Origin of the sequence: Mariluticola halotolerans, from assembly GCF_021611515.1 — a bacterium.
GTDB classification, from domain to species: Bacteria; Pseudomonadota; Alphaproteobacteria; order Rhizobiales; family Devosiaceae; genus Mariluticola; species Mariluticola halotolerans.
Map to the genome: position 1 here is coordinate 15062 of NZ_CP090961.1, position 24648 is coordinate 39709.

Below are 24648 nucleotides of genomic sequence, written 5' to 3' on the forward strand. Positions count from 1 at the left end.
TTTATGTCCCTATCCAATCAGCAAACAACCGAAGATATCGCCGCGGGCATTCGCCGCCGCGTCTTCCTGCACACCATGCGCAATAATGGCGGCTATCTCAGCCAGGCCTGTTCCGCCGCCGAAACGCTGGCGCTCATGTATAATGAAGTGCTCCATCTCGGCGAGCCAACCTTACCGAAAGTGCCTTTGCCCTTCGCCGGCGTTCCCTCGGCCGACAATCCCGATGCCTTCACCGGTGCGGGCTATCACGGGCCTTTCGCACCTGAATATGACCGGTTCATCATCTCACCGGCCCATTATGCCCTCGTCATTTATTCGGCCCTGATCCAGATCGGGCGTATGGATGAGGACGCGCTTGACCATTTCAATCGCGACGGTGGTTCTGTTGAAATGATCGGTGCCGAGCACAGCCCCGGCATGGAAGTGACCACAGGTTCGCTGGCGCAAGGCCTTTCCATGGCTTCCGGCATCGCCTGGGCGCGCAAGCGCAACGGGGAGAAGGGCAAGGTCTGGGTCTATATGTCGGACGGCGAATTCCAGGAAGGCCAGACCTGGGAATGCCTTGCAGCCATGGCCTATCATGGCATCGACAATATCGGCGTTATCGTCGATGTGAACCGCCAGCAATGCGACGGCGCCATGTCGAGTGTTCTTGATCTTGGTGATCTGCCGGCACGGGTCGAAGCCTTTGGCGCGACCACGTTCTCGGTCAATGGCCATGATCTTGATGCATTGCGGGCTGCCGCCAGTGGTGGTGAGCCGGGCAAGCCGCTGGTGATCCTTGCCAATACTTCGCCATTTGAAGGCATGCCATTTTTGCAAAAGCGTTTCCCGCGCCTGCACTATGTGCGTTTCAAAACGCCTGAAGAACGCGCCGAAATGCAATCCGCCATAGCCGCCGAACTCGGCGTCGACGAAGCCATAATATAGGGACCTGAAACCAATGGTCGAACTCGTCAATCGCCCCTACGCCAAGGCTTTCGAAGCTTTCGCGACCGCGCGCCCCGAAGTCATCTGTCTGTCCGCCGATCTTACCTCTTCATGTGAAGTGGATGGATTTCGCGACCGGCATCCCGAACAATTCCTCTCACTGGGCATGGCTGAGCAGAACATGCTCAGCTTTGCCGGCGGCATGGCAATGCAGGGGTTCCGTCCCTTCCTGCACACCTTCGCGGTCTTTCTTTATCGCCGCCCCTATGATCAGCTGATCAATTCAATAGCCTATTCCAACCGTAAGGTGCGGCTGATGGGCTTTCTGCCGGGCATTACCACGCCAGGCGGCATTACCCACCAAGCGATTGAGGACATATCGGTGATGCGCGCCATCCCCAATATGACCATTCTTGAAACCGGTGACGCCACCGAGGTTGAGACCGTGCTTGAGGTCGCCGACGCCATTGACGGCCCGGTCTATGTCCGGGTTCTGCGTGGCTCGGTGCCGCGCCTGTTCTCCACCCCGTTCGAATTCAACAAGCTGCGCACTCTCTCGGAAGGTGACGACATTCTGGTCGTCACCTCCGGTGTGTGCACCGAGGAAGCTATGCGCGCCGCAGAACCGCTCAAGGCTCGCAATGTCGGTGTGCATCACCTGCACGCCTCGACCCTCAAGCCGTTTGATCGGGACACCCTTATCGCTGCGGCACGCGGCAAAAAGGGCATTGTCACCCTTGAGAACCACACCATCAATGGTGGTCTTGGTTCACTGGTTGCCGAGATCCTGGCCGAAGAAGGTCTGGGGATCAAATTGCGGCGTCTGGGTCTGCAGGACACTTTTGCTCATGGGGCCTCCAAACCCTATCTGATGAAGAAATACGGGCTGGATGCCAGTGCGCTGGTTGCTGCCATTGGCGATCTGCTTGGCAAAGATCTGGGCGTTGCCGATGAGGAACTCGAAGCAGTCCGTCTCGACAGCGTGCATTCAAGCGAGAAGGCGGAAGCGCTTTAATGGCCCGGTTTACAGTTACCTATTGGCTGGCGGCCGACAATGCGGCGGACGCGCAGGCGCGCGCCCTCGATGTGGCCACCGAGCAAACGGTAGAAATTCCGCGCGATATCGTGCCCGATGGTTATGTGCGCGATGAAATTCTTGGGCAGGTGGAAACCATCACCCCGAGCACCGATTCACGCGGTGGCTTCCTGGCGACCCTCTCCTATAGCGAGGATGATGTCGGCGGCGATTTCCTGCAATTGCTGAACATTGTTTTCGGCAATTCCTCGATCAAGACCGGCACCCGGGTTGAGACCATGAGCCTGTCAGAAGGGTTGAAGGCGCTTTGTCCCGGTCCGCGCTTTGGTGCCGAAGGCTTGCGCCAACGTACAGGGGCGCATGATGGCCCGATCCTGATGTCCGCGATCAAGCCGGTGGGGCTTCCCACAAGCGAATTGGCAAAGCTGGCCCACGATTTTGCCCTGGGCGGCATGCATATGGTCAAGGATGACCATGGGCTCGCCAACCAGCACACTTCCCCTTATGCCGACCGGCTAAAAGCCTGTGTCGACGCCATTGCCGCGGCGAATGCCAAAACCGGCTTTACCACTACCTATGTGCCCAATATCACCGGGCCTGCGCGTGAAGTGTTTGACCGGGCCTTCATGGCCAAGGAAGCGGGAGCTGGCGGGGTTATGCTGGCCCCGTCACTGGTTGGCTTTGATGTCGCCAGAACCTTGGCCGCAGACGAGAGCTTTGGCCTGCCCATCATCTCGCACCCCACCTTTGGCGGTGCCAATGTCATCACCCCCACCACCGGTTTTTCGCACCGGTTCTTTTACGGGCAGATGCAGCGGATGATGGGCGTGGATGCCGTAGTCTATCCCAATTTCGGCGGTCGCTTTGGCTTTTCGCGGGATGAATGCCTGTCGATTGTTGCCGGGTGCAGTGACGAATTCGGCGGTCTCAAACCTATCCTCCCCGCGCCGGGCGGTGGCATGACCCTTGAGCGGGTGCCCGAAATGCAGGCGGCCTATGGCAAGGACGTGATCTATCTGATCGGCGGCGCACTATTGCGCGACAAAGCCAACCTCCCCGCCGCCTGCCAGCGCCTCGTGGAGGCCGTGCGCTAGCTGATCCGGGTTACCCCAGCCGATCCCGCACCAAAGCAATCTGCCCCGGAACATTCAGCGCCGGGGCATGGCCGACGCCGTCGACGTCCACGCGTGTCGCCTTCGGGCCGCGGCGGGTCATGTCGTCTGCCAGGGCCGGGGTCAGCAGGTCGCTCTCCGCCCCGCGCAGCAGCAGGGTCTTGGCTGTGATCGCGTCATAATCGGCCCATTGGTCCCCCAGCCCGTCATTGGCCTCGAACTGCGCAACGATACGTGGATCATAATGCAGCGTCAGCCCGCCATCATCTTTCCGGCGCGATGAGGTTTCGGCCATCTGCCGCCATTCGGCTGCACTGAGATGCCCATAGGGGGCATAGACCTGGCGCAGCCACGTCTCCAGTTCGGCGATTGTTTCAAAGCGCGGTGGCTTGCCGACATAATTGATAATGCGCTCCACGGCGCTTGGCGCCAGTTCGGGCCCAATATCATTGATCACCAGATGGCTGATCCGCTCGCGCAAGCGCCCGCCTGCGACATGCATGCCAATCGCCCCGCCCATCGAGGTGCCCACCCAGCGGCAGGTTTTGATATTGAGCTGGTCGAGCAGGTCCTCGGCCATGCGCCCGAAATTTGAAAGCGTGTATTCAGCCCTCGGGTCTCTGGCCCATTGGCTCAGCCCCCGCCCCAGCGTGTCTGGTGCCAGAATGAAATACTCATCTGCCAGCGCCGCCGCCAGCGTGTCGAAGTCCCGCCCCGTCCGCACCAGTCCGTGCCAAAGCACCAGTGCTGGCCGGTCACGTTCACCCCATTGGGTGACATGGATTTCCCGCTCACAAAGGGTGAAATAACTCGAACGTGGTCCGCTCATTCCTCGGTCCCCCGAAACCTGCCGACAATGCCGGTGGGGAAGGTGTAAACGCTGATGATGAACAGCAGGCCGAGCCAGAACAGCCAGCGGTCCGGATGCAGGAGATCGGTGACAAACGGAATGTTCGCGGTCAGATGGCTCGCCGCCCCCATCACCTCGCGCAGATAGTTTTGCGCCAGCACGAAAATCGTCGCGCCCAGCACCGCCCCCCACATGGTCCCCATGCCGCCGATCACCAGCATGACGAGAATATTGATCATCAGATCGAGCGAGAGCACCGTGTCCGGCCCGGTATAGCGCAGCCATATGGCGAACAGCACCCCGGCCAGCGCGGCCACGGCTGCGGAAATGCAGGTGGCAATGGTGCGGTAAAAAACCGTCTTGTAGCCCAGCGCCTCGGCGCGGAAATCATTCTCGCGGATCGCTTGCAGCACCCGCCCGAACGGCGAATTGACCACCCGCAACAAGACCAGAAACAACAGCACCGCCCCGACGAACACCAGATAATAGGCGAGCAATTTGCCATCCAGCCGCACATCGAGAATGCGGAAATCTGCCAGCTTGAAGGCCGGCGTCAGGATTTTGGGCACTTTATAGCTCAGTCCATCCTCGCCCCCGGTCAGGGTGTAAAGCTGGGAAACGAGAATGCCGAATACCGAGGCAACCGCGAGAGTAATCATGGCAAAAAAGATCGCCCGCACCCGCAGGGAAGCCAGCGCGATGACAAAGGCCAGCGCCATGGCCAGCCCCACCCCGCAAAGCGCACCCAGCCCGATCGCGTCCCAGCCCGCGCCCATATTGGAACTGGCAATCGCCACGCCGTAAGCGCCGAGGCCAAAAAACATCGTATGGGCAAACGAGACGATGCCGGTATAGCCCAGCAACAAATCATAGCTGGCGACAAGCGCAATGATGATGCAGATCCGCGCCGCCGTATCGAGCGCCCGTGTGCCGGGAAACAGAAACGGCGCAAAGGCGAGGCAGAGCACGATGCCGATAATGATCAGCGAGAGCAGCGGTTTGCCCGGCCGGTCGCCGGAAAGGATTTTCGTCAACATCGCCCTCACCTTTGCAACAGGCCCTGCGGCCGCCACATCAACACCAGAACCATCAGGATAATGCCCGAACCCAACGCCAGCTTTGGCGACAGGAAGGCGACATAATTATTGGTCAGCCCGATCAGCAGGGCGGCAAGAAAACAGCCCTCGATCGAGCCCAGCCCGCCAATGATGATGGTGATGAAAACGAGGATCATCACGCTCATGCCCATTTGCGCGGTGATCACCTCGTCATAAAGCCCCCACATGATGCCGCCGAGCCCGGCCAGCGCCGAGGCCACCACAAACACGCCGATGAACAACAGCGAGACGCGATAGCCGAGCGCCTCGACCATTTCGCGGTTTTCCACTCCGGCGCGCACAAGCAAACCTATACGGGTTTGCGTCAGCAAAACCCGTAGCATGGCAAACAGCGCCAAGCCGACGGCCACCGCCAGCAGCCGGTATTTTTCCATCACGATATCGCCGAAGACAAAGGCACCCTTCAGGCTCTCGGGGCGCGGGATGGGAATTTCATTCGGCCCCCAGACCACAACGATCAATTGCTCGATCACGATCAGCCCGCCCATGGTGATCAGGATCTGCTTGAGGTGATTGCCATACACTGGGCGGATCAGGGTGCGCTCGAAAACAAAGCCCAGCACTCCGGCGGCAGCCATGGCCACAAGCGCTGCCAGCAACAACGCCAGCAGGTTGAGCTCTACCGATGAGGACAAATAAAGCGGGGTCAGCGCCAATAGCGCCGAAACCCCGGCAAAGGCCCCGACCGAAATCATCGCCCCGTGGCCAAAATTGAGCACATCCATCAACCCGAACACCAGGGTCAGGCCCGAGGCCATCATGAAAATCATCAGCCCCATGGCCAGCCCGGCAAGGGTCAGTGTCGCCCAGACCGAGACATTGCCAATCGGCACAAAGGCCAGGATCATCAAAAAAGGCACGGTAAAATAGGCCAGCCGCGCCAGCACAAAGCCCGAAATGCCGGGCTTTTCATCGGTCATCGAGACCGGTCGGTCTGAGGCGCTCATGCTGCATTCCCTTTCATGTGCAGGCCCAGAAACCGGCTCTGTAAATCCGCATCTGCTGCCAGTTCGGCCATGTCTCCGGTATGGACGATGCGGCCATCGTCCATCACCGCCACGCTGTCGCCCACTCGTGTGGCCAAGCCAAAATTCTGCTCGACCATCAAAATCGTCACCCCGGTTTTTTTCAGTTCCATGATCGCTCGCGCCAGCGCATCGACAATCGCCGGGGCCAACCCCTTGGTTGGTTCGTCAATCAGCAACAGGTCGGCGGGTTCGATAATGGCGCGGGCAATGGCCAGCATCTGCTTTTGCCCGCCGGATAATTGCCCGGCCTGCCATTTCCAGAATTTCTGCATGGCCGGGAACAGATCAAAGATCCATTCCAGCCGCGCCTCGTCGAAATCCCCGCTCCTTGCGGCCAGCACCATGTTTTCCTCAACGCTGAGCGTGCCGAACACGCCCATGTTTTCGGGCACATAGGCAATGCCGCGCCGGGCGATCTCGGGAGTGCGCAATTTGGTGATATCCTCACCCTTATAGGTGATTGTCCCCTGCCCGGCATGCCAGAGGCCCATAATGGTGCGCATGGTCGTGGTCTTGCCCGCCCCGTTGCGGCCGAGCAGCATGGTCAGCTGGCCGCGCGGTATCTCAAGGTCGACGCCATGCAGAATATGGTACTGCCCGATATGGGTATGCACGCCCGCAAGGGTGAGCAGATTCTCAGTCGCCACCATTCTCGTGTCCTCCCGAAATTCCCATTATTTCCCCCCGGTCCCCAAATAGGCTTCGCGCACGATCTGCGAACTCATCACCTCTTCGGGGTTACCCGAGGCGACCAGTTCGCCATTGTGCAAAACCATGATTTCGTCAGCCAGCGAGCGGATCACGTCCATCTTGTGCTCGACCAGGATAATGGTCTTGGAGCTGTCGTCCTTGATCTCCTGGATCAGTTCGAGAATGACCGGGGCCTCATCGGCGCTCATGCCGGCGGTCGGTTCGTCAAACATCACAATGTCGCTTTCAAGCGCCAGCAGCATCGCCACTTCCAGCTTGCGCTGATCGCCATGCGGCAGGTTGGCGGCGCGGTCATGCCGCCGCTCGATCAGCCCGCAGCGCTGCAAATAGCCCTCAGCCGCCGCCAGCATTTCGGTGTCGCCATCGGCGAGAGATAGCAGATGCATGGCGCGTTTCTGCCGGGCCTGAATGGCAAGGCGCACATTCTCGATCACCGACAGGCGTGGAAACAGGTTCGTCAGCTGAAACGCCCGGCCGATGCCGCGCCGCGTGCGCTCGGGCACCGACATTCTGGTGATGTCGCGCCCCTGATGCAGCACCGCGCCGCCAGTTGCGGTCAACTGGCCGGAGATCAGGTTGAAATAGGTGGTCTTGCCCGCCCCGTTCGGTCCCACAATCGCCACCAGCCGGTCGGGCCGGAACTGATAGGAAACCGCATTCACCGCCACATGGCCGCCAAAGCGGATGGTCAGGTCACGGGTTTCAAGCACGGGTGCGGTCATCTCTGGTCCTGATTGTAAATTGCTCTCCCCTTCTCCCTCACGTGTTTCGGGCGGGGCGGGGCGGCCCAAAGGGCCAATCAAAATCACTGCATGAAAAGGATGGAGTGAGAGGCGGTTAGGAACACCCCTCACCCCGGGCTTCGGCGGAAGCCTTAGTTCCGCACCGGCACGTGCATGTCTTCCGCCTTGATCACTTCGACCAAAGCGGGCACGCCCCAATCCACGCCATCCTGTACTTCAATCTTGAAGTGGAACATGTCCTGCATGGCCTGATGGTCTTCGGGGCGGAATGTCATCATGCCCTTGGGGGTATCAAACGACATGCCTTCCATGGTCGAGATCAGGGTTTCGGTATCGGTGTCGCCCTTGGTGGTCTCGAGTGCCTTGACCACGGCCGCCGCTGCGGCAAAGCCACCGGCAGTGAAGAAATCGGGCGGGGTGCCGAAGCGCTTTTCATGCTCGGTTACCAGCCAGTCATTGATCGGGTTTTCGGGGTTCTCATAGTAATAATAGGTCGCCCCCTCCATGCCGGGGAACGCCTTATAGGCAACGAGTGCGGGCAGGATATTGCCACCGGTCGCAATCTCGATGCCGAGACGCGAGGGCTCCATGTCATTGAGCTTGCCCAGCGGATTGCCGCCACCGGCCCAGATCACGAAAATGATCTTGCGCCCTTCCTCGCCTTCAAGCGCCTGAAAGATACGCTGGCCGGATGCGGTGAAATCGGTGGTGTCGGTCGGCGCATATTCCTCATGCACCAGTTCGGCACCGGTGCCTTCAAGCGCTTCCTTGAACGCGGCCACGCCATCCCGGCCAAAGGCATAATCCTGCGCCAAAGTTGCAATCTTCACCCCCGGCTTGCCCAGCGCCACGGCATTGGAAATCGCGTCCTGCGACGAGTTGCGCCCGGTGCGGAAAATGAACCGGTTCCAGTTCTCGCCGGTAATGCTGTCGGCCACGGCCGGCTCGACAATCAGGATCTTGCCATATTCCTCGGCCACCGGCAGCATGGCCAGCGCCACGCCGGAACTGACCGGCCCGATGGCAATATCCACCTCGTCATCGCCATAGGCTTCCGCCAGCAGCGAGCGGCCAATATCGGGTTGCAACTGGGTGTCCTTTTCGATCACCTCAATCTTCTTGCCGGCAATTTCCATCGTGCCATTGGTCAGATATTCGAGCCCGAGCATCAGTCCATTATGCGACTGGGTGGCATAGGCCTCGAGCGCACCGGTCTTGCCATAGACATGGGCGATCTTGATCGTGTCACCGGCAAAGGCCGAAACACTCATCACACTGCCCAGCAAAACCGCCAGACTGGTGACTCCCATTTGCCTGAAAAACTTCATCCATTCCTCCCTTCGGGCACCCGCCCTTTTCTAAGCTTTCATTTTAAAAGTGTCTGGTTTCAGCCGGGCCCCTATTTCGCCGTCCAGCCGCCATCAATCGATATGGATGTCCCGGTGATCGAGCGGGCCCAGTCCGAGGCCAGATAGGCGCTCAGTTCGGCAATCTCCTCAGGTTGCACAAACTGCTTGGTCGGTTGCGGGGCCAGCATGATGTTGCGGATCACGTCCTCGGGGCTCATGTTATGGGTCTTGGCCTGATCATTGAGCTGGCGTTCCACCAGCGGCGTCCACACATAGCCGGGGCAAATGGCATTGCAGGTAATGCCCATTTCGGCCACTTCGAGCGCCACTGTTTTGGTCAGCCCGATCACCCCGTGCTTGGTCGCCACATAGGCGGATTTGAACGGGGATGCGCGCAACCCGTGGGCCGAGGAAATATTGATAATCCGCCCGGCCTTGCGCGCTTTCATGCCGGGCAGGGCGGCGCGAATGCAATGAAAGGCGCTATCAAGGCTGATGGCGCGGATGCGGTCCCAGTCTTCGGGTGGCAGTTCATCAATCGGCGCGACCTTTTGCACGCCGGCATTATTGACTAGTACATCCAGCCGGCCGAATTTTGCGATCACCGCATTGACCAGATCAAACCCGGCGGCCCCGGCCCCCAGATCCGCCTGAAAATAGGCGACCTGCCCGGTTGCGCCTTTGCTGATATCGGCAACCGCCGCGGCCACATCTGCTTCCGGTTCGAAGCCATTGACCGCCACATCATAACCAAGCGCCGCGAATTTCTTGGCAATAGCCTGCCCGATGCCACTGGTTGACCCGGTCACCAGAATTGCTTTTTGCGGATTCGTGTCCGTCAAACGTGCCTCCACCCATACTCACGGGCTTTGTGCCCGGCTTTTGACGCTTACATATCAAGATGCGTGCCAAAGCGGGGAAAGCCCGGAAACCGGGTGGTTTGAAATGAGGGTAAGACGAATGGCCTGGCTGCGTGTCCGGATAGCTGGACGGGGCATCCGGGATATCGGAGGGATGGGGTAATTTGCGCCCAAGCTCGGGTTCCCATTCATCCCACAGGGTGAATGAAGCTGATTTTACGGGGTGGGTCTATCCGATAATCTAGCCGAGATCATACCGTTTCAGCTTCTCGTAAAACTGCGACCGCGACACGCCGAGGCTTTCAGCCGCCGCACTTTTCTGGCCATTGGCCGCCGCCAACGCCTCAACAATAGCGCGCTTTTCCGCACCAGCCACCGCATCAGCCAACCCAGAGCCGGGCAGCACTGGTGCGGCCCTGCCCCGCTTCGGCATAACTCTGGCGATCAGGTCGGCATCGAGATGTTCGTTGCGGGCCATGGCCGCCGCCCGCTCCAGCACATTGCCCAGCTCGCGCACATTGCCCGGCCAGTCATGATCCTGCAGTACGGCAATAGCGTCGGCGGCGATCTCCCAGGCCGGCATATCGACCATGCGCGGCACCGCCTCCAGCAGCCGTTCGGCCAGCACCGGCATATCGTCCAGCCGGTCGCGCAGGGGCGGCACATTCACCGTCAGCACCGCCAAGCGGTAGTAAAGATCGGCCCTGAATGTCTTGTTTTGTAATCTTTCATCCAGATCCTGCGAAGTGGCTGAAATCACGCGCACATCTATCTTCTTGATGCTGTTCGACCCGAGAGGCTCTATTTCCCCCTCCTGCAGCACCCGCAGGAATTTTGCCTGCAGCGCGAGGGGCATGTCGCCGATCTCGTCAAGGAACAATGTCCCCCCATGCGCCAGCTCGAACTTGCCCTTCCGCGCCTTCTTCTCCGCCCCGGTAAACGCCCCGGGTGCTGTGCCGAAGAACTCTGATTCCAAAAGGGATTCTGGCACCGCGGCCATATTCACCGCCACAAACGGCCCCTCCGCCCGGTCCGAAGACTGGTGAATCGCATGGGCTAAAAGCTCCTTGCCGGTCCCGGTTTCCCCAAGGATCAGCGCCGGCCCGTCGCGCAGCGCAAAGCGCCGCACCTGAGCCTTGAGATCCTTCACAACCTCGCTGGCACCAATGAAATTGGCCAGCGAATATTTGGTCTGCCGCTCCCGCCTCAGCGCCGCTCTGGCCCGGTTCAGCTGGGTTTTTAGCGTCTCGAACTTTTTCAAAATCGGCTGCAAATGGTCGACATTGTCATAGAACACAAACCCTGCCGCCCCCTGCAAAGCTCCATCGTCATCGCGAATGGGAAAGCGGCAGACGACGAATTGGCGGTCGTCAAAATCCATGATGTCGAGCAGCATCGGCCGCCCGGTTTCCACCACTTGCCGCATCAGGGAATGGGGGATCAACTCTTCGACCGGCAGGCCGTTTGGATCGAAATCATCCGGCAGTTTCAAGAGCTTGCGATAGCGCGCATCGATCCAGGTAATCCGCGCCTCGGCGTCGACACCGATCGCGCCCTGAAAATATTCGCGGAACAGGCTGAAGGCATTCAGCGCTTCCTCAACGCTGGCCGCGCCTGAGGGATGCCGATATGCCGTGCCGATCGGTGTTACCTTGTCCGTCACGCATGCCTCCCTCGCGCCGTACTTGATCGCTTCAGTCTATTCCGGGCGTGACAGCTTGTATACGCAGCGCGCGGATCAGAGCTTGGCGTAGTCAGTCCGGTACCAGTCGACAAAGGCCGACACGCCCTCTTCGACACTGATCTCGGGGGTGAAACCGGTCAATGCCTTCAACAGGCTGGCATCGGCAAAGGTTTCGCGCACATCGCCCATCTGCATGGGCATCATGTTCTTTTTGGCTTCCTTGCCGAGGCATTTCTCGATGGTCTCAATGAAGGGCATCAACCCAACCGGCTGACCTCCTGCAATATTGACCACCCGCCATGGTGCCACCGGGGACAGGGAATCGGTGACACCCTCGCCGGTTACTGGCTGACCCGGCACGCAATCGACCAGCCGCGTAATGCCCTCGACCAGATCATCGATATAGGTGAAGTCGCGGCCCATCTTGCCTTCGCCATAAACATCAATGGGTTGGTCTTCCTCGATCGCCTTGACGAATTTGAACAACGCCATGTCCGGACGCCCCCAGGGGCCATAAACGGTAAAGAAACGAAAGCAGGTGGTCGGAATTTTCCAAAGATGGGCATAGGAATGGCTCATCGACTCGCCAGCCTTTTTGGTCGCGGCATAGAGCGTCATTGGCGCGTCAGTCAGGTCGGTTTCCATAAATGGCATTTTTTCATTGCCGCCATAGACCGAGCTGGTTGAGGCGAGCATCAAGTGCTTGACCCCCGCTTCGCGGGCCGCCTCAAGCACATTGAAGGTGCCCACCATATTGGCGCTGACATAGGCTTCAGGGTTTTCAAGGCTATAGCGCACACCGGCCTGGGCAGCGAGATGGACAATCACATCGGGCTGACAATCGGCGACCGCCTTGGCCAGGGCATCCTTGTCTTCAAGCATGGCGATATGGGCGCGAAAGCCATTGGTTTTCCCGAGAATTTCGTGCCGCTTATGCTTAAGGCGAATATCATAATAGGTGGTCATGCCATCAAAACCGACAACCATATGCCCATCGGCAATCAGACGCCGGGCCAGATGAAATCCGATAAATCCGGCCGTGCCGGTGACAAGAATGCGCATGGTCTTGGCTTACTTTCCTTGAGAACTTTTTGGGCGGCCAATGCTGGAATAGGCAAAGCCCAGTTTTTCCATCTCATTGGCACGATAGATATTGCGTAGATCAACCAGTACCGGCGATTTGAGGGTTGATTTGATCCGGGATAGATCAAGCGCCCGGAAGGCTTCCCACTCCGTCACGATGACCAGGGCATCGGCACCTTTTGCAGCGTCATAGGCGTCTTCGGCGAAGGTGACATTTTCCATCATCATGGCGGCTGCCTTCATGCCTTCAGGATCATAGGCGCGGATATTTGCACCGCCGTCCTGAAGCGTCTGGATAATCGCAATTGAGGGCGCATCGCGCATATCGTCGGTATTGGGTTTGAACGCCAGCCCCAGAACAGCAATTGTTTTGCCGCGGACGTCACCACCACAGGCGGCAATGACCTTGCGCCCCATGGACCGCTTGCGATTGTCATTAATGCTGACCGTGGCTTCCATCAGACGCGAGGGGCTGTCGTGATCCTGAGCGGTTTTCACCAGTGCCAATGTATCTTTCGGGAAGCACGAACCGCCATAGCCGGGGCCGGCATTGAGAAATTTTGAGCCAATGCGATTGTCGAGCCCAATGCCGCGCGCCACTTCCTGGACGTTGGCACCCACGGCCTCGCATAAATCCGCCATCTCGTTGATGAAGGTAATCTTCATCGCCAGAAAGCCATTGGCCGCGTATTTGATCAACTCCGCGGTACGCCGTTCGACAAACAACAAGGGCGACTGATTGAGAAAAAGCGGGCGGTAAACCTCGGTCATCACGGCGCGGGCCTGTTCGTCATCCGTGCCAATGACGATCCGGTCGGGGTGTTTAAAATCTTCAATTGCTGCGCCTTCCCGCAAGAATTCGGGATTGGAAACAACAGCAAACTCCGCGTCCGGGCGGGCTTCGCGGATAATGCGCTCGACCTCGTCGCCGGTACCCACCGGCACCGTCGATTTGGTGACTACAATCGTATAACCCTCAAGGGCTTCGGCAATGGTGCGCGCTGCCGCATGAACATAGGACAGATCAGCATGGCCATCACCCCGCCGGGATGGCGTGCCAACGGCGATGAACACCACGTCGGCTGAACGAACAGCGGCCTTCACATCGGTGGTGAACGACAATCTGCCGCTTGCCGCATTGTGCGTGACGATATGCTCAAGACCTGGCTCGAATATCGGGATTTCACCGCGTTCAAGTGCGTCGACTTTGGACTGGTCCAGATCCGCGCAGATGACAGTATGACCGAATTCGGCAAAGCAGGCGCCGCTCACCAGACCAACATAGCCTGCGCCAATTAATGCCAGTTTCATTGTGTATCCTTTTGGCTATAGAAATAGATCGAGCGCCGTTTCCTGCCGGAATTCAATGGGATGGACGCCGACATGCAATGGAACAAATTCAGCTTTTTCGGGCCGCGCTGATGGGGATGACTTGCGAGCTGTGCTGGCCGAAATCACGTTCGTGAACCAGATCGAACAATGTGCGCCGGGCCAATGCCTCGTCTTCTGCGTTCAACGCATCAGAAAGCTGGCGGAGGTTGTTTTCGATCGTTTTTTGTTCACCGCTATTGCGAGCGGCACGCAGGATTTTGGGCTGGCGGGTGGGTTTGGCACTGGCGGGGTCATAAAATAGTTCTTCGTGGGTTTTCTCGCCGGGGCGGCTGCCTATCACCGAAATGCTGATATCTCCCGAGGGGTTGGCCGCACTGCGAATACTTAAGCCTGCCAGCCGTATCATGTTTTCAGCCAGGTCACGAATGCGCACGGGGTCGCCCATTTCGAGGAGGAAAATGTCGCTGCCCTCGGACAAGGCGCCCGCCTGCGCAATCAATTCAGCGGCTTCATGGATCGACATGAAATAGCGGGTCATCTCTTCGTCGGTTACGGTGACCGGTCCGCCTGCAGCAATCTGTTCTTTGAACAGCGGCACGACCGAACCGTTAGAACCCAGTACGTTCCCAAAACGAACGGCGCAGAATTTCTGCCGTGTTCCTGCGGCTTGCGCCCGGTCGGCATATTCATGCACGATCAGCTCGGCCCAACGTTTGGTGGCACCCATTACATTGGTCGGGCGCACGGCCTTGTCGGTTGAAATCAGAACGAAATTCTCCACCCCGGCATCATAGGCTGCCGCAGCGATAGTGCGTGTGCCAAACACATTGTTACGCACCCCCTCAAGCACATTGGCCTCAACCAGGGGCACGTGCTTGTGCGCGGCGGCATGGAAAACAACCTGAACGCTTTGAGCCTTGAGCGTGCGGCGGACCAAAGCATCATCGGTCACTGAACCAAGCACAGGGATGACCGGTATGCTGGTGCGTTTGTTCAACAGCCGTTCGATCTGGTAAAGCGCAAATTCATTGGCTTCGAACAGAACCAGTTTGCGCGGGTTCCACTTGACGATCAGCTTGCACAGTTCAGAGCCGATAGATCCGCCTGCTCCGGACACCAGAATGGCGCGTCCCTCAATCATTTGCTGCAGCAATTGCGGGTCGGCCGGTACCGAAGAGCGCCCCAGTACGTCATCAATATCGATTTCGCGGATCTGGCTGATCAGGTAGCGGCCCGAGGCCAGGTCGGCGATTGCGGGCAGAGCGCGGATCTTGACCTGATACTGGGTAAGGTCGGCAACGATTTGCTGGCGGCGGGCGGAATCGATTGAGGGAATGGAGAGGATTACTTCGTCGACGCCCGTGGTGTCCATGAGGTGGGGCAACTGGTCGGGTGCATAGACCCGGACACCGGCAACGTCGCGGCCGTGCAGGGATTTTTCCTCATCAAGAAAGCCGACAACGTATTTATTGCCATCCCGTTGCAGGGCGGCAGCGAGCTGGGAGCCGGCAACGCCTGCGCCGTAAATCACGACCTGGCCTGAATATTTTCGCCTGATCGGTGCCCAGAGCAGATATTTGGCAGCGAAGCGGCTGCCGCCTGCAATCAGGATGGCAAGAACACAATAAATGGCCGGCACCGAGCGCGGGACGGTGCCCATGCGGGACATCTCGAGCGCAAATAAGATGAATACCCACAACAGGGTAGAGGCGATGACGGCGTTGGCTATGGTCCAGAAAGCGCGTTCGGGCAGATAGCGGATGACGGCGCGGTAAAGGCCGAAACGGGCAAAGACCGGAATGGCGATCAGGCCAGCGCTTGCCATGATCCACAAATGCTTTTCGTCAGGCCGGAACAAGGTGTTGAGGCGCAGGGAATAAGCGGCCCAGACCGCAAAACTCAATGCGGTAAAATCGAAAGCAATCAGAACCACTTGCTTCCAGCGACGCGGCAGGTGATTGATTAAATTGCGGGTGCGGTCAATTCCGAATCTGGGCACGTTCTGTCTCAATCGAGATGATAAAACACATGCCGTGCGTGCTATGAAAGCACTATCGGCCACGGACGTACTTATAGTGCGGGGGGCGGTAGTTAAGTCAAGTTCTAAGCCCTGATCTAAGCCGTTTATCAGGGATACAACTAAGGCACATTAACCCTTAGTTTACCAAAAAAAGCTGGACAGACTCAGTGTGCTTGCGCATCCTCCGACGCATATTAGCCGTTAGATGGCAAAAACAGCGTCGAGGAATTGATTAAGGTGCAGGTTGGACATTTAGCATCGCCCGGGTCTGAATGCGCTAATATACGCGCTTTCAAGCCCGCGCCCGCCCGCTCAAAGACACGGTCCTGTTCTGCATCGGACAGGGTGACAGGTCCAGACCGGTCTGTCTCCTTTTGCCATGAGAGCGGCTGGCGGGTGGCACAAGCTTTTGGATCTCCCTCATGAATGCGCCGCTCTCTCCCGCCTCCCCGCCCCCCCAGCTCTCTGCCTCAGAGCGGATTGGCCAGTATTCGGCTTTGCTGTCCGGCCAGCTGCAAATTTTGCGGGAGCAACTCTATCCCCCCGAAGCGCAAAAGACATTGCGGCAGTTTTCCTCCGTCGATGTGGCCCGGCTGATCGGGGTCTCCGAGAGCACGATCCGTCAGCTCGATCTTGATAATGAAGGACCTTCACCCGATCGGCTAAATAACGGCCGGCGGGCCTATAGCCTTGAACAAATTAATGAAATTAGGTCGGTGCTGGCGGCACGACGCAAGCCGGAAGATGCCTGGCAGATACAGCCAAGGCGCGGGCCGAATGACAAATTGCAGGTGATTGCCGTTGCCAATTTCAAGGGCGGCAGCGCCAAGACCACCTCGTCTGTGCACCTGACCCATTATCTGGCGCTGCAGGGCTATCGGGTGCTGGCGATTGATCTCGATCCCCAGGCCTCGCTTTCGGCCATGTTCGGGGCGCAGCCGGAATTTGATGTCGGCGAGAACGAGACGATTTTCGGCGCCTTGCGCTATGACGAATATCGCCGGCCAATGCGCGAGATCATCCGCAAGACCTATTTTGACGGGCTGGATCTCATTCCGGGCAATCTGGAATTGATGGAGTTTGAACATACCGTGCCCCAGGCGATCGCCAGTGGGGCCAGTACCGGGGACGATATTTTCTTCCGCCGGGTGGCCAGTGTGATTGCCGAGGTTGAAGACGATTATGACGTGGTGGTCATCGATTGCCCGCCCCAGCTTGGTTATCTGACGCTGGGCGCGCTGTTTGCCGCGTCCGGCCTGTTGATCACGGTGCATCCGGCGATGATGGATGTCGCCTCGATGAACCAGTTTCTGGCCATGACCTCTGATTTGATGTCGGTGATTGAAAGCGCCGGGGGGGAAATGCAGGTCGACTGGATGCGGTTTGCTGTCACAAGGCATAACCCGCACGATGCGCCACAGACCCGGGTTGTGGGCCTGTTGCGGGCGCTGTTCGGGGCCGATGTGTTGACGGCCACAGCGCTTGAATCGACCGCTATCGCCAATGCCGGACTGGAAAAGAAATCCCTTTATGAGCTGGAAAGCGGCGCGATTGGCCGCGAAACCCTGAAACGGGCGCTTGAATCCATCGATGCGGTCAATAGTGAAATTGACGGGCTGATGCGTGGCGTCTGGGGGCGGACTGGAGGCCGGTAATGAGCAAGGATCGCAACAAGCGGCTGGATAACCTGTTTGGCGGGGTCTCCCCTGCCCCCGCCAGCGGTGGCACAACACCACCGCAGCGCCCCCGTGTGGGAGCCGGCGCGGTGGGTGCGGCAGAACTCAATTTATTGAAGGATGAAAACACCCGGCTGAAAGCGGCGCTTGAAGGCGCTGAAATTGCCGATCTCAATCTCAGCGACATCGACCCCTCCCCCTATCCCGACCGGCTGGATGGCACCGAAGAGAGCGAGGGCTATGCACAGCTCAAGGCGTCGCTGGCGGCGCGGGGGCAGGAAGTGCCGATTTTGGTGCGCCCCCACCCCAATGCCAAGGGGCGCTATCAGACGGTGTTCGGGCACCGCCGGGTGCGCGGGCTGGTGGAACTGGGACATGCCAAGGTGCGCGCCGCCATTCGGGCGCTCTCGGATGAAGACCTGCTGATCGCCCAGGGCGTGGAAAATTCCGCCCGTCAGGATTTAAGCTGGATCGAGAAGGCGCTGTTCGCCCGCAAGCTCGAGGCCTTTGCCATGGCCAATGGCAAGGACGCCACGCAAATGGTGCTTGATGCCCTGTCCATTCATGCCCCCGAAGCCTCGCGCTATCGCACGACAATCGAGGCTGTGGGCGACAAGCTGATCCTGGCGATCGGCTCGGCCCCAAAAGTTGGGCGCACCAAGTGGATGGCTTTGGCCGAAGCGCTGAAAGCGGACAAAAAGGCCCCGGCCCGGCTGTTGCGGCTGACCGAGAGCGCGGCGTTCCGTCAAAATCCCAGCGACACCCGTTTTGTCATGGCGCTTTCAGCAGCCCTGCCAGAGAAAGACAAACCGGCTCCCACTGAAATCAGCAGCCCGAGCGGCACGGTGATTGCGCGGGTTGAAGAACGTGCGCGGGCGACGCGGCTTGATTTTGAGGACAAGGATTTTGCCCGCTTCGTGCAGGACCGCTTGAGAAGACTTCATTCGGAATTTCGGGACAAGCACGGCAAATAAACGTTTCACACCAGCCTGTTAGCAGGCCGGCATATGATCAACCCATTCAAGAAAGGACAGACCAGAGCGCAAAAAGAAAGGCCCCCAAAAGCGGCGAACCACCTGAGAGCCCTTCGTATTCTCTAAGCAAGATAACGAATAAGCCTCTCCGAATCACTTGTCAATATTTTCGCACCGTTTGAGTGAGCACTTTCGCTTTGCCTTTTGCATCTGCTCAAAAGGAGAGAGAAATGACAGAACCCGGGCTGACGCCTTTCGGGTCGCGGCGGCTTGATGCCGCGATTCTGGCGGGAAACATGCTGGCAGATACCTGCCCTGGCACACTAAAGGCCGACAAATGGGAGGTGTTGCGCCATTGTATCACCGCCAAATCGGCGCTTGGCGTCTCTGACCGCGCCCTGACCGTATTGTCGGCGCTGTTGTCCTGCCACAAGGAAACAGAATTGCGCGGCGACGAGAGCCTTGTGGTTTTCCCCTCCAACCGGGAGCTGGCGCGACGCGCCCATGGTATTTCCGAGCCGACCCTCAGGCGGGCACTGGCGCAGCTTGTGGCGGCACGGTTGCTGGTGCGCCGGGACAGCCCCAATGGCAAGCGCTATGCGCGCCGTGGCCAGGGCGGGGCGATTACGCGGGTGTTTGGCTTTGACCTAAAGCCGCTATTGGCCCGTGCAGCTGATATTGCGCTGATGGCCGAGGATGTGGAGGCGGAGCGCCGTGAGATGGTTGACTTGCGCGAACGCATCACCCTGCTGCGCCGCGATATCGCCAAGGGTTTTATGCTGGCCGAGGAAATTGAGCATCAGAACGCCATTGCAGCCTTGCGGGAAGCCTATTTGGGGCTGAAGGGGGGCAATATGCGCCAGTTCAGTGCGGACGATCTGGGCGCCCTCGCCTTTGATCTGGAGCAGCTTTTGGGGCAATTGACCAAGATCCTGAATAACAAGCTTATTTCTAGTAATATGAACGCCAATGACCGTCATATTGAGCGGCACAAACAAGATTCAAACCAGACTCTCATTTCTGATTCTGAAGGCTCCCGGAAAACGGAGCTTGAAGGAAAATCCTCAGTCCAACCGCTGACACCAGACTGGGCTGAACCTGAAGCGGCAGAAGGTGGCAAGCCAGAACCCCATCCCGAGAACGCCAGTGCCCTGCCGCTGGGCAATATTCTGGAGGCCTGCCCCTCGATCCGCGATTATGGCCGTCATGGTGTGGGTAACTGGAGCGAGCTTGTGGCGGCCGCGCGACTGGCGCGGGCCGCGCTGGGGATTTCGCCATCCGCCTGGGATGATGCGGCCGGGGCCATGGGTCAGGGGGGCGCTGCGGTGACGGTGGCGACCATTCTCGAGCGGCATGCCGAGATCGCCTCGCCGGGCGGCTATTTGCGGGCGCTGACCGATAAGGCCGCGCATGGCAAGTTCACCCCTGCCCCGGTCATTCAGGCCCTGTTGCGCCGGCGGCTGAAGGAAATGGAACATGCCTGAAGGTTTGCAACACGCCCTGCCCGGCTGGCGGTGCCGCGACGATGCACAGAAATTACCATCTGGTAATTGCCGCATATGGCTGGTCAGTCTGTTGCAGCCTGATAGCCGCGACGGCGCTTGGCGGCAGCCAGCCTGGCCAGGGCGTTCAGGGCCGCGCTCTGGCCGTCATATAGGTCAATTGTTTGCTGGCCATGTCTGCCAAGACGGCCCCATTCGCGCACAAGGGCGATGTCGCCGTAAAGGGATGGCGCGAGCGAGAGGCGGTAATAGCGCTGCATATTGCGCCGAGGGTCGATGCGGTAAAGCGTGACAGTTTCATCCATGTCTCCATTGGAGCTGCAAATGATGTGTCAGGTCCAACCAGAGTTTTGAATCGGTGGAGCCGCTTCGATTCATTCTGGTGATAGATCAGGCCGCGTCGGCAGATGCGAGTTGGGCCATGCCCACCAACAGACCGAGCACCAGCCCGAAAAGCGCCGTCTGGGGCAGAATGCCGAACATGGCATTAGTCAGCCCGAGGCTGAAATAGCCGCTGCTGAGCAAGATGCCGCCCAACAAGACCGCGCGCCGCGTTTCGGGTGTTTTGGCACTGCGGTATATGACAAGGGGTGCGAGCAGCAAGAGCGCGTAGGCCAAAAGACCGGACAGACCGCCAATGACGGCAAAATCCGCAATATCATTATGCAGGTGCGCTGAATTGAGAAGATAGGGATAGTCTGCAGGCATGAACGGATTTGTCGCCGCGCCGATATGACCGGACCCGTGGCCGAATACCGGGGCCAGTTTGAAGGCCTCAACGGCGGCGCGATACATGACCAGCCGTTCCTGAATGGCGCCATCGGCGGCGCCTTCCCCGGTGACCAGCATGGCGATGTCATCAAACGCATGCGTGGCGCGTTCAATCTGGTAGCCCTCGATCTGGGTGGCACCAATGCCAATACCGATTATGCCGGCGATCAGAACAATGCGGAATGTGGTTTCGCGCCAGAACCAATAGGTGAGGAATGGCAGCGCTGCGAGGGTCATGATGGCCGCTGCCAGAATGGGGCCGCGCGAGCCGGACAGGAGCGCCGCGAAAGTGCCAAGAAGGGGGCCGGCCAGAAAGGCAAAGCGCCAGACCGAGCGGGAGCCGAACAGACCGAGCAATGACAAAAAGCCGAGCATGAGGGCCAGACCGCCAAAATGAATGGCGTTATTGCCGCCACCGGCCCGCGGCTGACCGAGCACATAAATATCATGCAAGCCGAGCGCGACGGCACCGGCAGCGCCCGCAAGGCAGAGGAGGCCAATCAATTGAGGGTGGGCAAAGCGCGGATCCTCGCGCAACAGCATGGCGGCACCGGGGGCCAGAAAGACTGGCAACAGGGCCAGAAAGACATAGAGGTCTTCAATGCCCTGCATGGCGAAGGGCAAGGTGATGACAAATATCAATGTAGCGAGCCAGACGAAGCGAAATCCCCCGGCACCCCATGTCTCCCAATAGCGCGGTGTCAGCAAGGCCAGCCCGACCAGCAATGCGCCGATAACCGCATAGACTGCCGTATAGGCGGCAAGCGGGGGGAACAATAAACCGGCGACCAGGGCGATCGATAACAGCGGCAGGGGGAGAAGACGCGACATGAAAATCCGGAGCCTTGATGAGGTAAAGCAGAAGGGATAATCGAGCGTGGCGCTTTTGGGAAGAGCAGGGCCCGGTTTTCGCGGTGGACTGGACAGCGCCGCTGCATGGGCTAAAAGGTTTTTTGAAAGGCCGGCTTGGCCTGAAATGCGAAACGGGGCAGGGCGGCATTTTGATGATTTTCGGATTGGTGCTGGCCGCCTTGTTGAGCCTTGCCACTGTTGTGCTGGTGCAGCGGAAAGCGGACCGACTTGGGCTGGTGCAGGGGGTCAATCACCGCTCCTCGCATGTGCGCCCCACCCCGACCGGCGGCGGCATGGGGATTGCGCTGGGCACAATCGTGGGCGGCAGTCTGGTGGTCACGGCCGACACGGGCTTGTTGCTGGTGCTGGTGCTTGGCCTCGTCGTCGCCTTGCTGGGGCTTTATGACGACCGGTTGCCATTGCCGGCCCGCTTGCGCCTTTTGGTGCAGACTGTGCTGATGGCGCTTCTGGTGATTTCCACCGGCGCCCCGGGGATGCTTCTGGGCGAGGCGGGCTGGATCTGGCTGGGGCTTTTGGGCGTGGGCCTGACACTGGCCGGGGTCTGGTGGCTGAACCTGTTCAATTTTCTCGATGGCATTGATGGCTATGCGGGGAGTGAGGCCTTGTTCATGCTTTTGGCCGGGCTGGTTTTGGCCTTTGCCAATGACACATTGGTGCTGACAGCGCCGCTGGCCGGGCTGAGCCTTGTGGCGGGGGCGGCGACGCTTGGCTTTCTGCTGTTCAACTGGCCACCGGCAAAAATATTCATGGGCGATGTCGGCAGCACGTTTTTGGGCTTTCTATTGTTTGCCCTCGCGCTTTTGGGGATTGCGGCCGGCTGGCAAAGCCTGTGGCAATGGGCGATTTTGGGCGTGCTGTTTGCCGCCGATGCCAGCGTGACCCTGCTGCGCCGCCTGCTGCGGGGCGAGAATGTTCTGGAGGCGCATAAAAGTCATGCCTATCAACGCCTGGCGCGCGACTGGCAGGGACACCGCCCGGTCACCCTGGCCTTGATCGCGCTCAATCTTTTTCTGGTGCTGCCCCTGGCATGGGCGGCAGGCTATTGGCCGGAACTGGGGTGGGGCATTGCGGTGCTGACCTATGGTGCGGCCTGTGCGGGGGCCTGGCTTTTGGGCGCGGGGCGCGCCGACGGTTGAGCGGTTTCTGGATGAAGAGAATTACCACCTGGTAATTGCCGGATCGGCCAGAAAATGACCGATATAAAGGTCATTAAGGCTTTTGTGAATGTTATAACGGTCATTTGTTGCCTTGGTAGCGGTTTTCATCTATAGAACGGCTGACGCGCCAGCATGGCGTATACAGTCGAAGGGGGCATTCATGGCCTCACGTACGAGAACCTATTCCAAACGCAGCGCACAGGCCCTGAGATTGTTGGGCAAGCAGGTGCGGCTGGCGCGCAAGCGGCGGGGCATGTCCGAGGCCGCTTTGGCCGAGCGGGTGGGTATTGCCCGCAGCACGCTGCAATTGATCGAAAAGGGTGACCCAAAGGTCGAGATCGGTCTGGTGTTTGAAGCGGCCGTCTTGGCCGGTGTCGATCTGTTTGCGCCTGAGGCGTCGTCGCTGGCCCCGCAGATTGAACGGATCGATGACAAGCTGGCGCTGTTGCCGCAATCTATCCGCAAGCCGCGCGGGGAGGTGAAGGATGACTTCTGATTCCATCGTTGCACCCGATGAGGCCTTTGTCTGGATCTGGCTGCCCGGGGCGGTGGAGCCGGTGGTGGCGGGACGGCTGGTGCGCGAGAGTACGGCCTATATCTTCAATTATGGGCGGTCCTATCTCGAACGGGCCGACGCCATTCCTGTCTATCAGCCGGAATTGCCGCTGCGCCGGGGCGCACTTCAGCCCGAACCACCGCTTGCCATGGCCGGGTGCCTGCGCGACGGCGCGCCCGATGCCTGGGGACGGCGGGTGATCATCAACCGGCTGACCGGGCAAAAGGGCCAGGCGGCCCGGGATGTCGAATTTGATGAACTGACCTTCATGCTCAATTCCGGGTCTGACCGGGCCGGGGGGCTCGATTTTCAGGTGTCGGCGACGCAATATCAGCCGCGCGAACTGGGTTATGCGAGCCTTGAGGAATTGCTGGAGGCTGCCGAACGGGTGGAGCGGGGGGAAGCGATCCCCGAGGATCTCGACCGGGCGCTGTTTCATGGCAGTTCGATTGGCGGGGCGCGGCCCAAGGCGCTGATCGATGCCGGAACGCGCAAGTTCATCGCCAAATTTTCCGCCACCAATGACACCTATGCGGTGGTGAAGGCGGAATTCATTGCCATGCGGCTGGCCGCATTGCTGGGGCTGAATGTGGCGCATGTGGAACTGGCGCGGGCGGCGGGCAAGGATGTGCTGCTGGTCGAACGGTTTGACCGGGACAAGACGGACAAGGGCTATACACGGCGGCTGATGGTTTCGGCGCTGACCTTGTTCGGGCTGGATGAAATGCAGGCGCGCCATGCTAGCTATGGCGAACTGGCCGATATGATCCGGGCCCGGTTTACCCGTCCGCAGACGAGCCTCAGAGAACTGTTCGGGCGGCTGGTGTTCAATGTGCTTTGCGGCAATAGCGATGATCATGCCCGCAACCATGCCGCCTTCTGGGACGGTAAGGAGCTGACGCTGACACCGGCCTATGATCTTTGTCCGCAGGCGCGCAACGGGCGCGAGGCCAGTCAGGCCATGCTGATTGACGGCGATGACCGGCGCAGCCGGCTGGAGAGCTGCCGATTGGCCGCGTCCCGGTTTTTGCTCGGCGATGCTGAGGCGCGGGCGATCATTGACCAGCAGGTGGCCGGCATCCGCGCTGCCTGGGAACAGGTCTGTGATGAGGCCGAGCTGAGCGCAGTTGACCGGGCGTTTTTGTGGCGGCGCCAGTTTCTCAATGATTTTGCTTTTGAGGATTATGCCGGGGGGCTGCCCGCCGGGCTTTGAAATCTTCCTGCCGGAACCTTGGCCGGGCTGAAACGTTCAGGTTCAGTTGCGGCCATGGCGCAGGAGAAAC

General features: G+C 59.3%; 22 protein-coding genes. 9 read left to right on the top strand and 13 right to left on the bottom strand.

Annotation, left to right across the window (positions count from 1 at the left end):
• Positions 1-3 precede the first annotated feature (3 nt).
• The 3 genes from L1P08_RS15960 to L1P08_RS15970 are packed head-to-tail and all read left to right on the top strand — an operon-like array spanning position 4 to position 3060.
• Positions 4-930, top strand: a complete 927-nt coding sequence (locus L1P08_RS15960; RefSeq protein WP_303619664.1) for a transketolase — start codon at positions 4-6, stop codon at positions 928-930.
• Between the two features lie 13 nt (positions 931-943).
• Positions 944-1945 carry a transketolase family protein gene (locus L1P08_RS15965; RefSeq protein WP_303619665.1) on the top strand — a complete coding sequence of 334 codons (1002 nt, stop codon included), beginning with the start codon at positions 944-946 and terminating at the stop codon, positions 1943-1945.
• Positions 1945-3060, top strand: coding sequence for a RuBisCO large subunit C-terminal-like domain-containing protein (locus L1P08_RS15970; RefSeq protein ID WP_303619666.1), 1116 nt, complete (start codon positions 1945-1947; stop codon positions 3058-3060). The genes L1P08_RS15965 and L1P08_RS15970 overlap by 1 nt, the downstream gene beginning before the upstream one ends.
• Before the next feature lie 10 nt (positions 3061-3070).
• On the opposite strand, the gene L1P08_RS15975 is transcribed toward L1P08_RS15970, so the two are convergent.
• The 11 genes from L1P08_RS15975 to L1P08_RS16025 all read right to left on the bottom strand — a co-directional run bounded on the left by L1P08_RS15975 (position 3071) and on the right by L1P08_RS16025 (position 15835).
• Positions 3071-3907: an alpha/beta fold hydrolase gene (locus tag L1P08_RS15975; RefSeq protein WP_303619667.1), complete on the bottom strand. Its 837-nt coding sequence runs from the start codon at positions 3905-3907 to the stop codon at positions 3071-3073.
• Positions 3904-4965: a branched-chain amino acid ABC transporter permease gene (locus L1P08_RS15980; RefSeq protein ID WP_303619668.1), complete on the bottom strand. Its 1062-nt coding sequence runs from the start codon at positions 4963-4965 to the stop codon at positions 3904-3906. The genes L1P08_RS15975 and L1P08_RS15980 overlap by 4 nt, the downstream gene beginning before the upstream one ends.
• A gap of 5 nt (positions 4966-4970) precedes the next feature.
• Positions 4971-5993: a branched-chain amino acid ABC transporter permease gene (locus L1P08_RS15985; RefSeq protein WP_303619669.1), complete on the bottom strand. Its 1023-nt coding sequence runs from the start codon at positions 5991-5993 to the stop codon at positions 4971-4973.
• A complete protein-coding gene (locus tag L1P08_RS15990) occupies positions 5990-6724 on the bottom strand; it encodes an ABC transporter ATP-binding protein (RefSeq protein ID WP_303619670.1) in 735 nt (244 codons plus the stop codon). Before L1P08_RS15990 ends, L1P08_RS15985 begins: the two co-directional genes overlap by 4 nt.
• 24 nt (positions 6725-6748) lie before the next feature.
• Entirely contained in the window at positions 6749-7507 is a 759-nt protein-coding gene (locus L1P08_RS15995) for an ABC transporter ATP-binding protein (protein WP_303619671.1), read from the bottom strand.
• A 152-nt stretch (positions 7508-7659) separates the two neighbouring features.
• On the bottom strand, positions 7660-8799 hold the full coding sequence (locus tag L1P08_RS16000) for a substrate-binding domain-containing protein (protein WP_438268475.1): 1140 nt from the start codon (positions 8797-8799) through the stop codon (positions 7660-7662).
• A gap of 128 nt (positions 8800-8927) precedes the next feature.
• Complete coding sequence (locus L1P08_RS16005; protein ID WP_303619673.1) at positions 8928-9719, bottom strand: 3-hydroxybutyrate dehydrogenase; 792 nt, start codon at positions 9717-9719, stop codon at positions 8928-8930.
• Positions 9720-9978: 259 nt separating this feature from the next.
• Positions 9979-11400 (bottom strand): sigma-54 interaction domain-containing protein, encoded by a 1422-nt coding sequence (locus L1P08_RS16010; RefSeq protein WP_303619674.1) that lies wholly within the window; start codon positions 11398-11400, stop codon positions 9979-9981.
• Between the two features lie 75 nt (positions 11401-11475).
• Positions 11476-12483 carry an NAD-dependent epimerase gene (locus tag L1P08_RS16015; protein WP_303619675.1) on the bottom strand — a complete coding sequence of 336 codons (1008 nt, stop codon included), beginning with the start codon at positions 12481-12483 and terminating at the stop codon, positions 11476-11478.
• Between the two features lie 9 nt (positions 12484-12492).
• Positions 12493-13815: a UDP-glucose dehydrogenase family protein gene (locus tag L1P08_RS16020; protein WP_303619676.1), complete on the bottom strand. Its 1323-nt coding sequence runs from the start codon at positions 13813-13815 to the stop codon at positions 12493-12495.
• An 88-nt stretch (positions 13816-13903) separates the two neighbouring features.
• The gene (locus tag L1P08_RS16025) at positions 13904-15835 is read right to left on the bottom strand and encodes a nucleoside-diphosphate sugar epimerase/dehydratase (RefSeq protein WP_303619677.1); all 1932 of its coding nucleotides are present in this window, start codon (positions 15833-15835) and stop codon (positions 13904-13906) included.
• Between the two features lie 443 nt (positions 15836-16278).
• Between L1P08_RS16025 and repA the strand changes: the two genes are divergently transcribed.
• The 3 genes from repA (at position 16279) to repC (ending at position 19990) form a co-directional block, all read left to right on the top strand.
• Positions 16279-17511: a plasmid partitioning protein RepA gene (gene repA / locus L1P08_RS16030; RefSeq protein WP_303619678.1), complete on the top strand. Its 1233-nt coding sequence runs from the start codon at positions 16279-16281 to the stop codon at positions 17509-17511.
• Positions 17511-18506, top strand: a complete 996-nt coding sequence (gene repB, locus L1P08_RS16035) for a plasmid partitioning protein RepB (RefSeq protein ID WP_303619679.1) — start codon at positions 17511-17513, stop codon at positions 18504-18506. Before repA ends, repB begins: the two co-directional genes overlap by 1 nt.
• Positions 18507-18736: 230 nt before the next feature.
• Complete coding sequence (gene repC, locus L1P08_RS16040) at positions 18737-19990, top strand: plasmid replication protein RepC (protein ID WP_303619680.1); 1254 nt, start codon at positions 18737-18739, stop codon at positions 19988-19990.
• 83 nt (positions 19991-20073) lie between these two features.
• Here repC and L1P08_RS16045 read toward each other — a convergent pair whose 3' ends face one another.
• Positions 20074-20313: a WGR domain-containing protein gene (locus L1P08_RS16045; RefSeq protein WP_303619681.1), complete on the bottom strand. Its 240-nt coding sequence runs from the start codon at positions 20311-20313 to the stop codon at positions 20074-20076.
• An 85-nt stretch (positions 20314-20398) separates the two neighbouring features.
• Positions 20399-21610 (bottom strand): O-antigen ligase family protein, encoded by a 1212-nt coding sequence (locus tag L1P08_RS16050; RefSeq protein ID WP_303619682.1) that lies wholly within the window; start codon positions 21608-21610, stop codon positions 20399-20401.
• Positions 21611-21783: 173 nt separating this feature from the next.
• Here L1P08_RS16050 and L1P08_RS16055 point away from each other — a divergent pair, with 173 nt between their 5' ends.
• The 3 genes from L1P08_RS16055 (at position 21784) to L1P08_RS16065 (ending at position 24578) form a co-directional block, all read left to right on the top strand.
• Positions 21784-22788: an MraY family glycosyltransferase gene (locus tag L1P08_RS16055; RefSeq protein WP_303619683.1), complete on the top strand. Its 1005-nt coding sequence runs from the start codon at positions 21784-21786 to the stop codon at positions 22786-22788.
• Between the two features lie 181 nt (positions 22789-22969).
• Entirely contained in the window at positions 22970-23305 is a 336-nt protein-coding gene (locus L1P08_RS16060; protein ID WP_303619684.1) for a helix-turn-helix transcriptional regulator, read from the top strand.
• On the top strand, positions 23295-24578 hold the full coding sequence (locus L1P08_RS16065) for a type II toxin-antitoxin system HipA family toxin (protein ID WP_303619685.1): 1284 nt from the start codon (positions 23295-23297) through the stop codon (positions 24576-24578). The genes L1P08_RS16060 and L1P08_RS16065 overlap by 11 nt, the downstream gene beginning before the upstream one ends.
• The last annotated feature ends 70 nt before the right edge of the window (positions 24579-24648 follow it).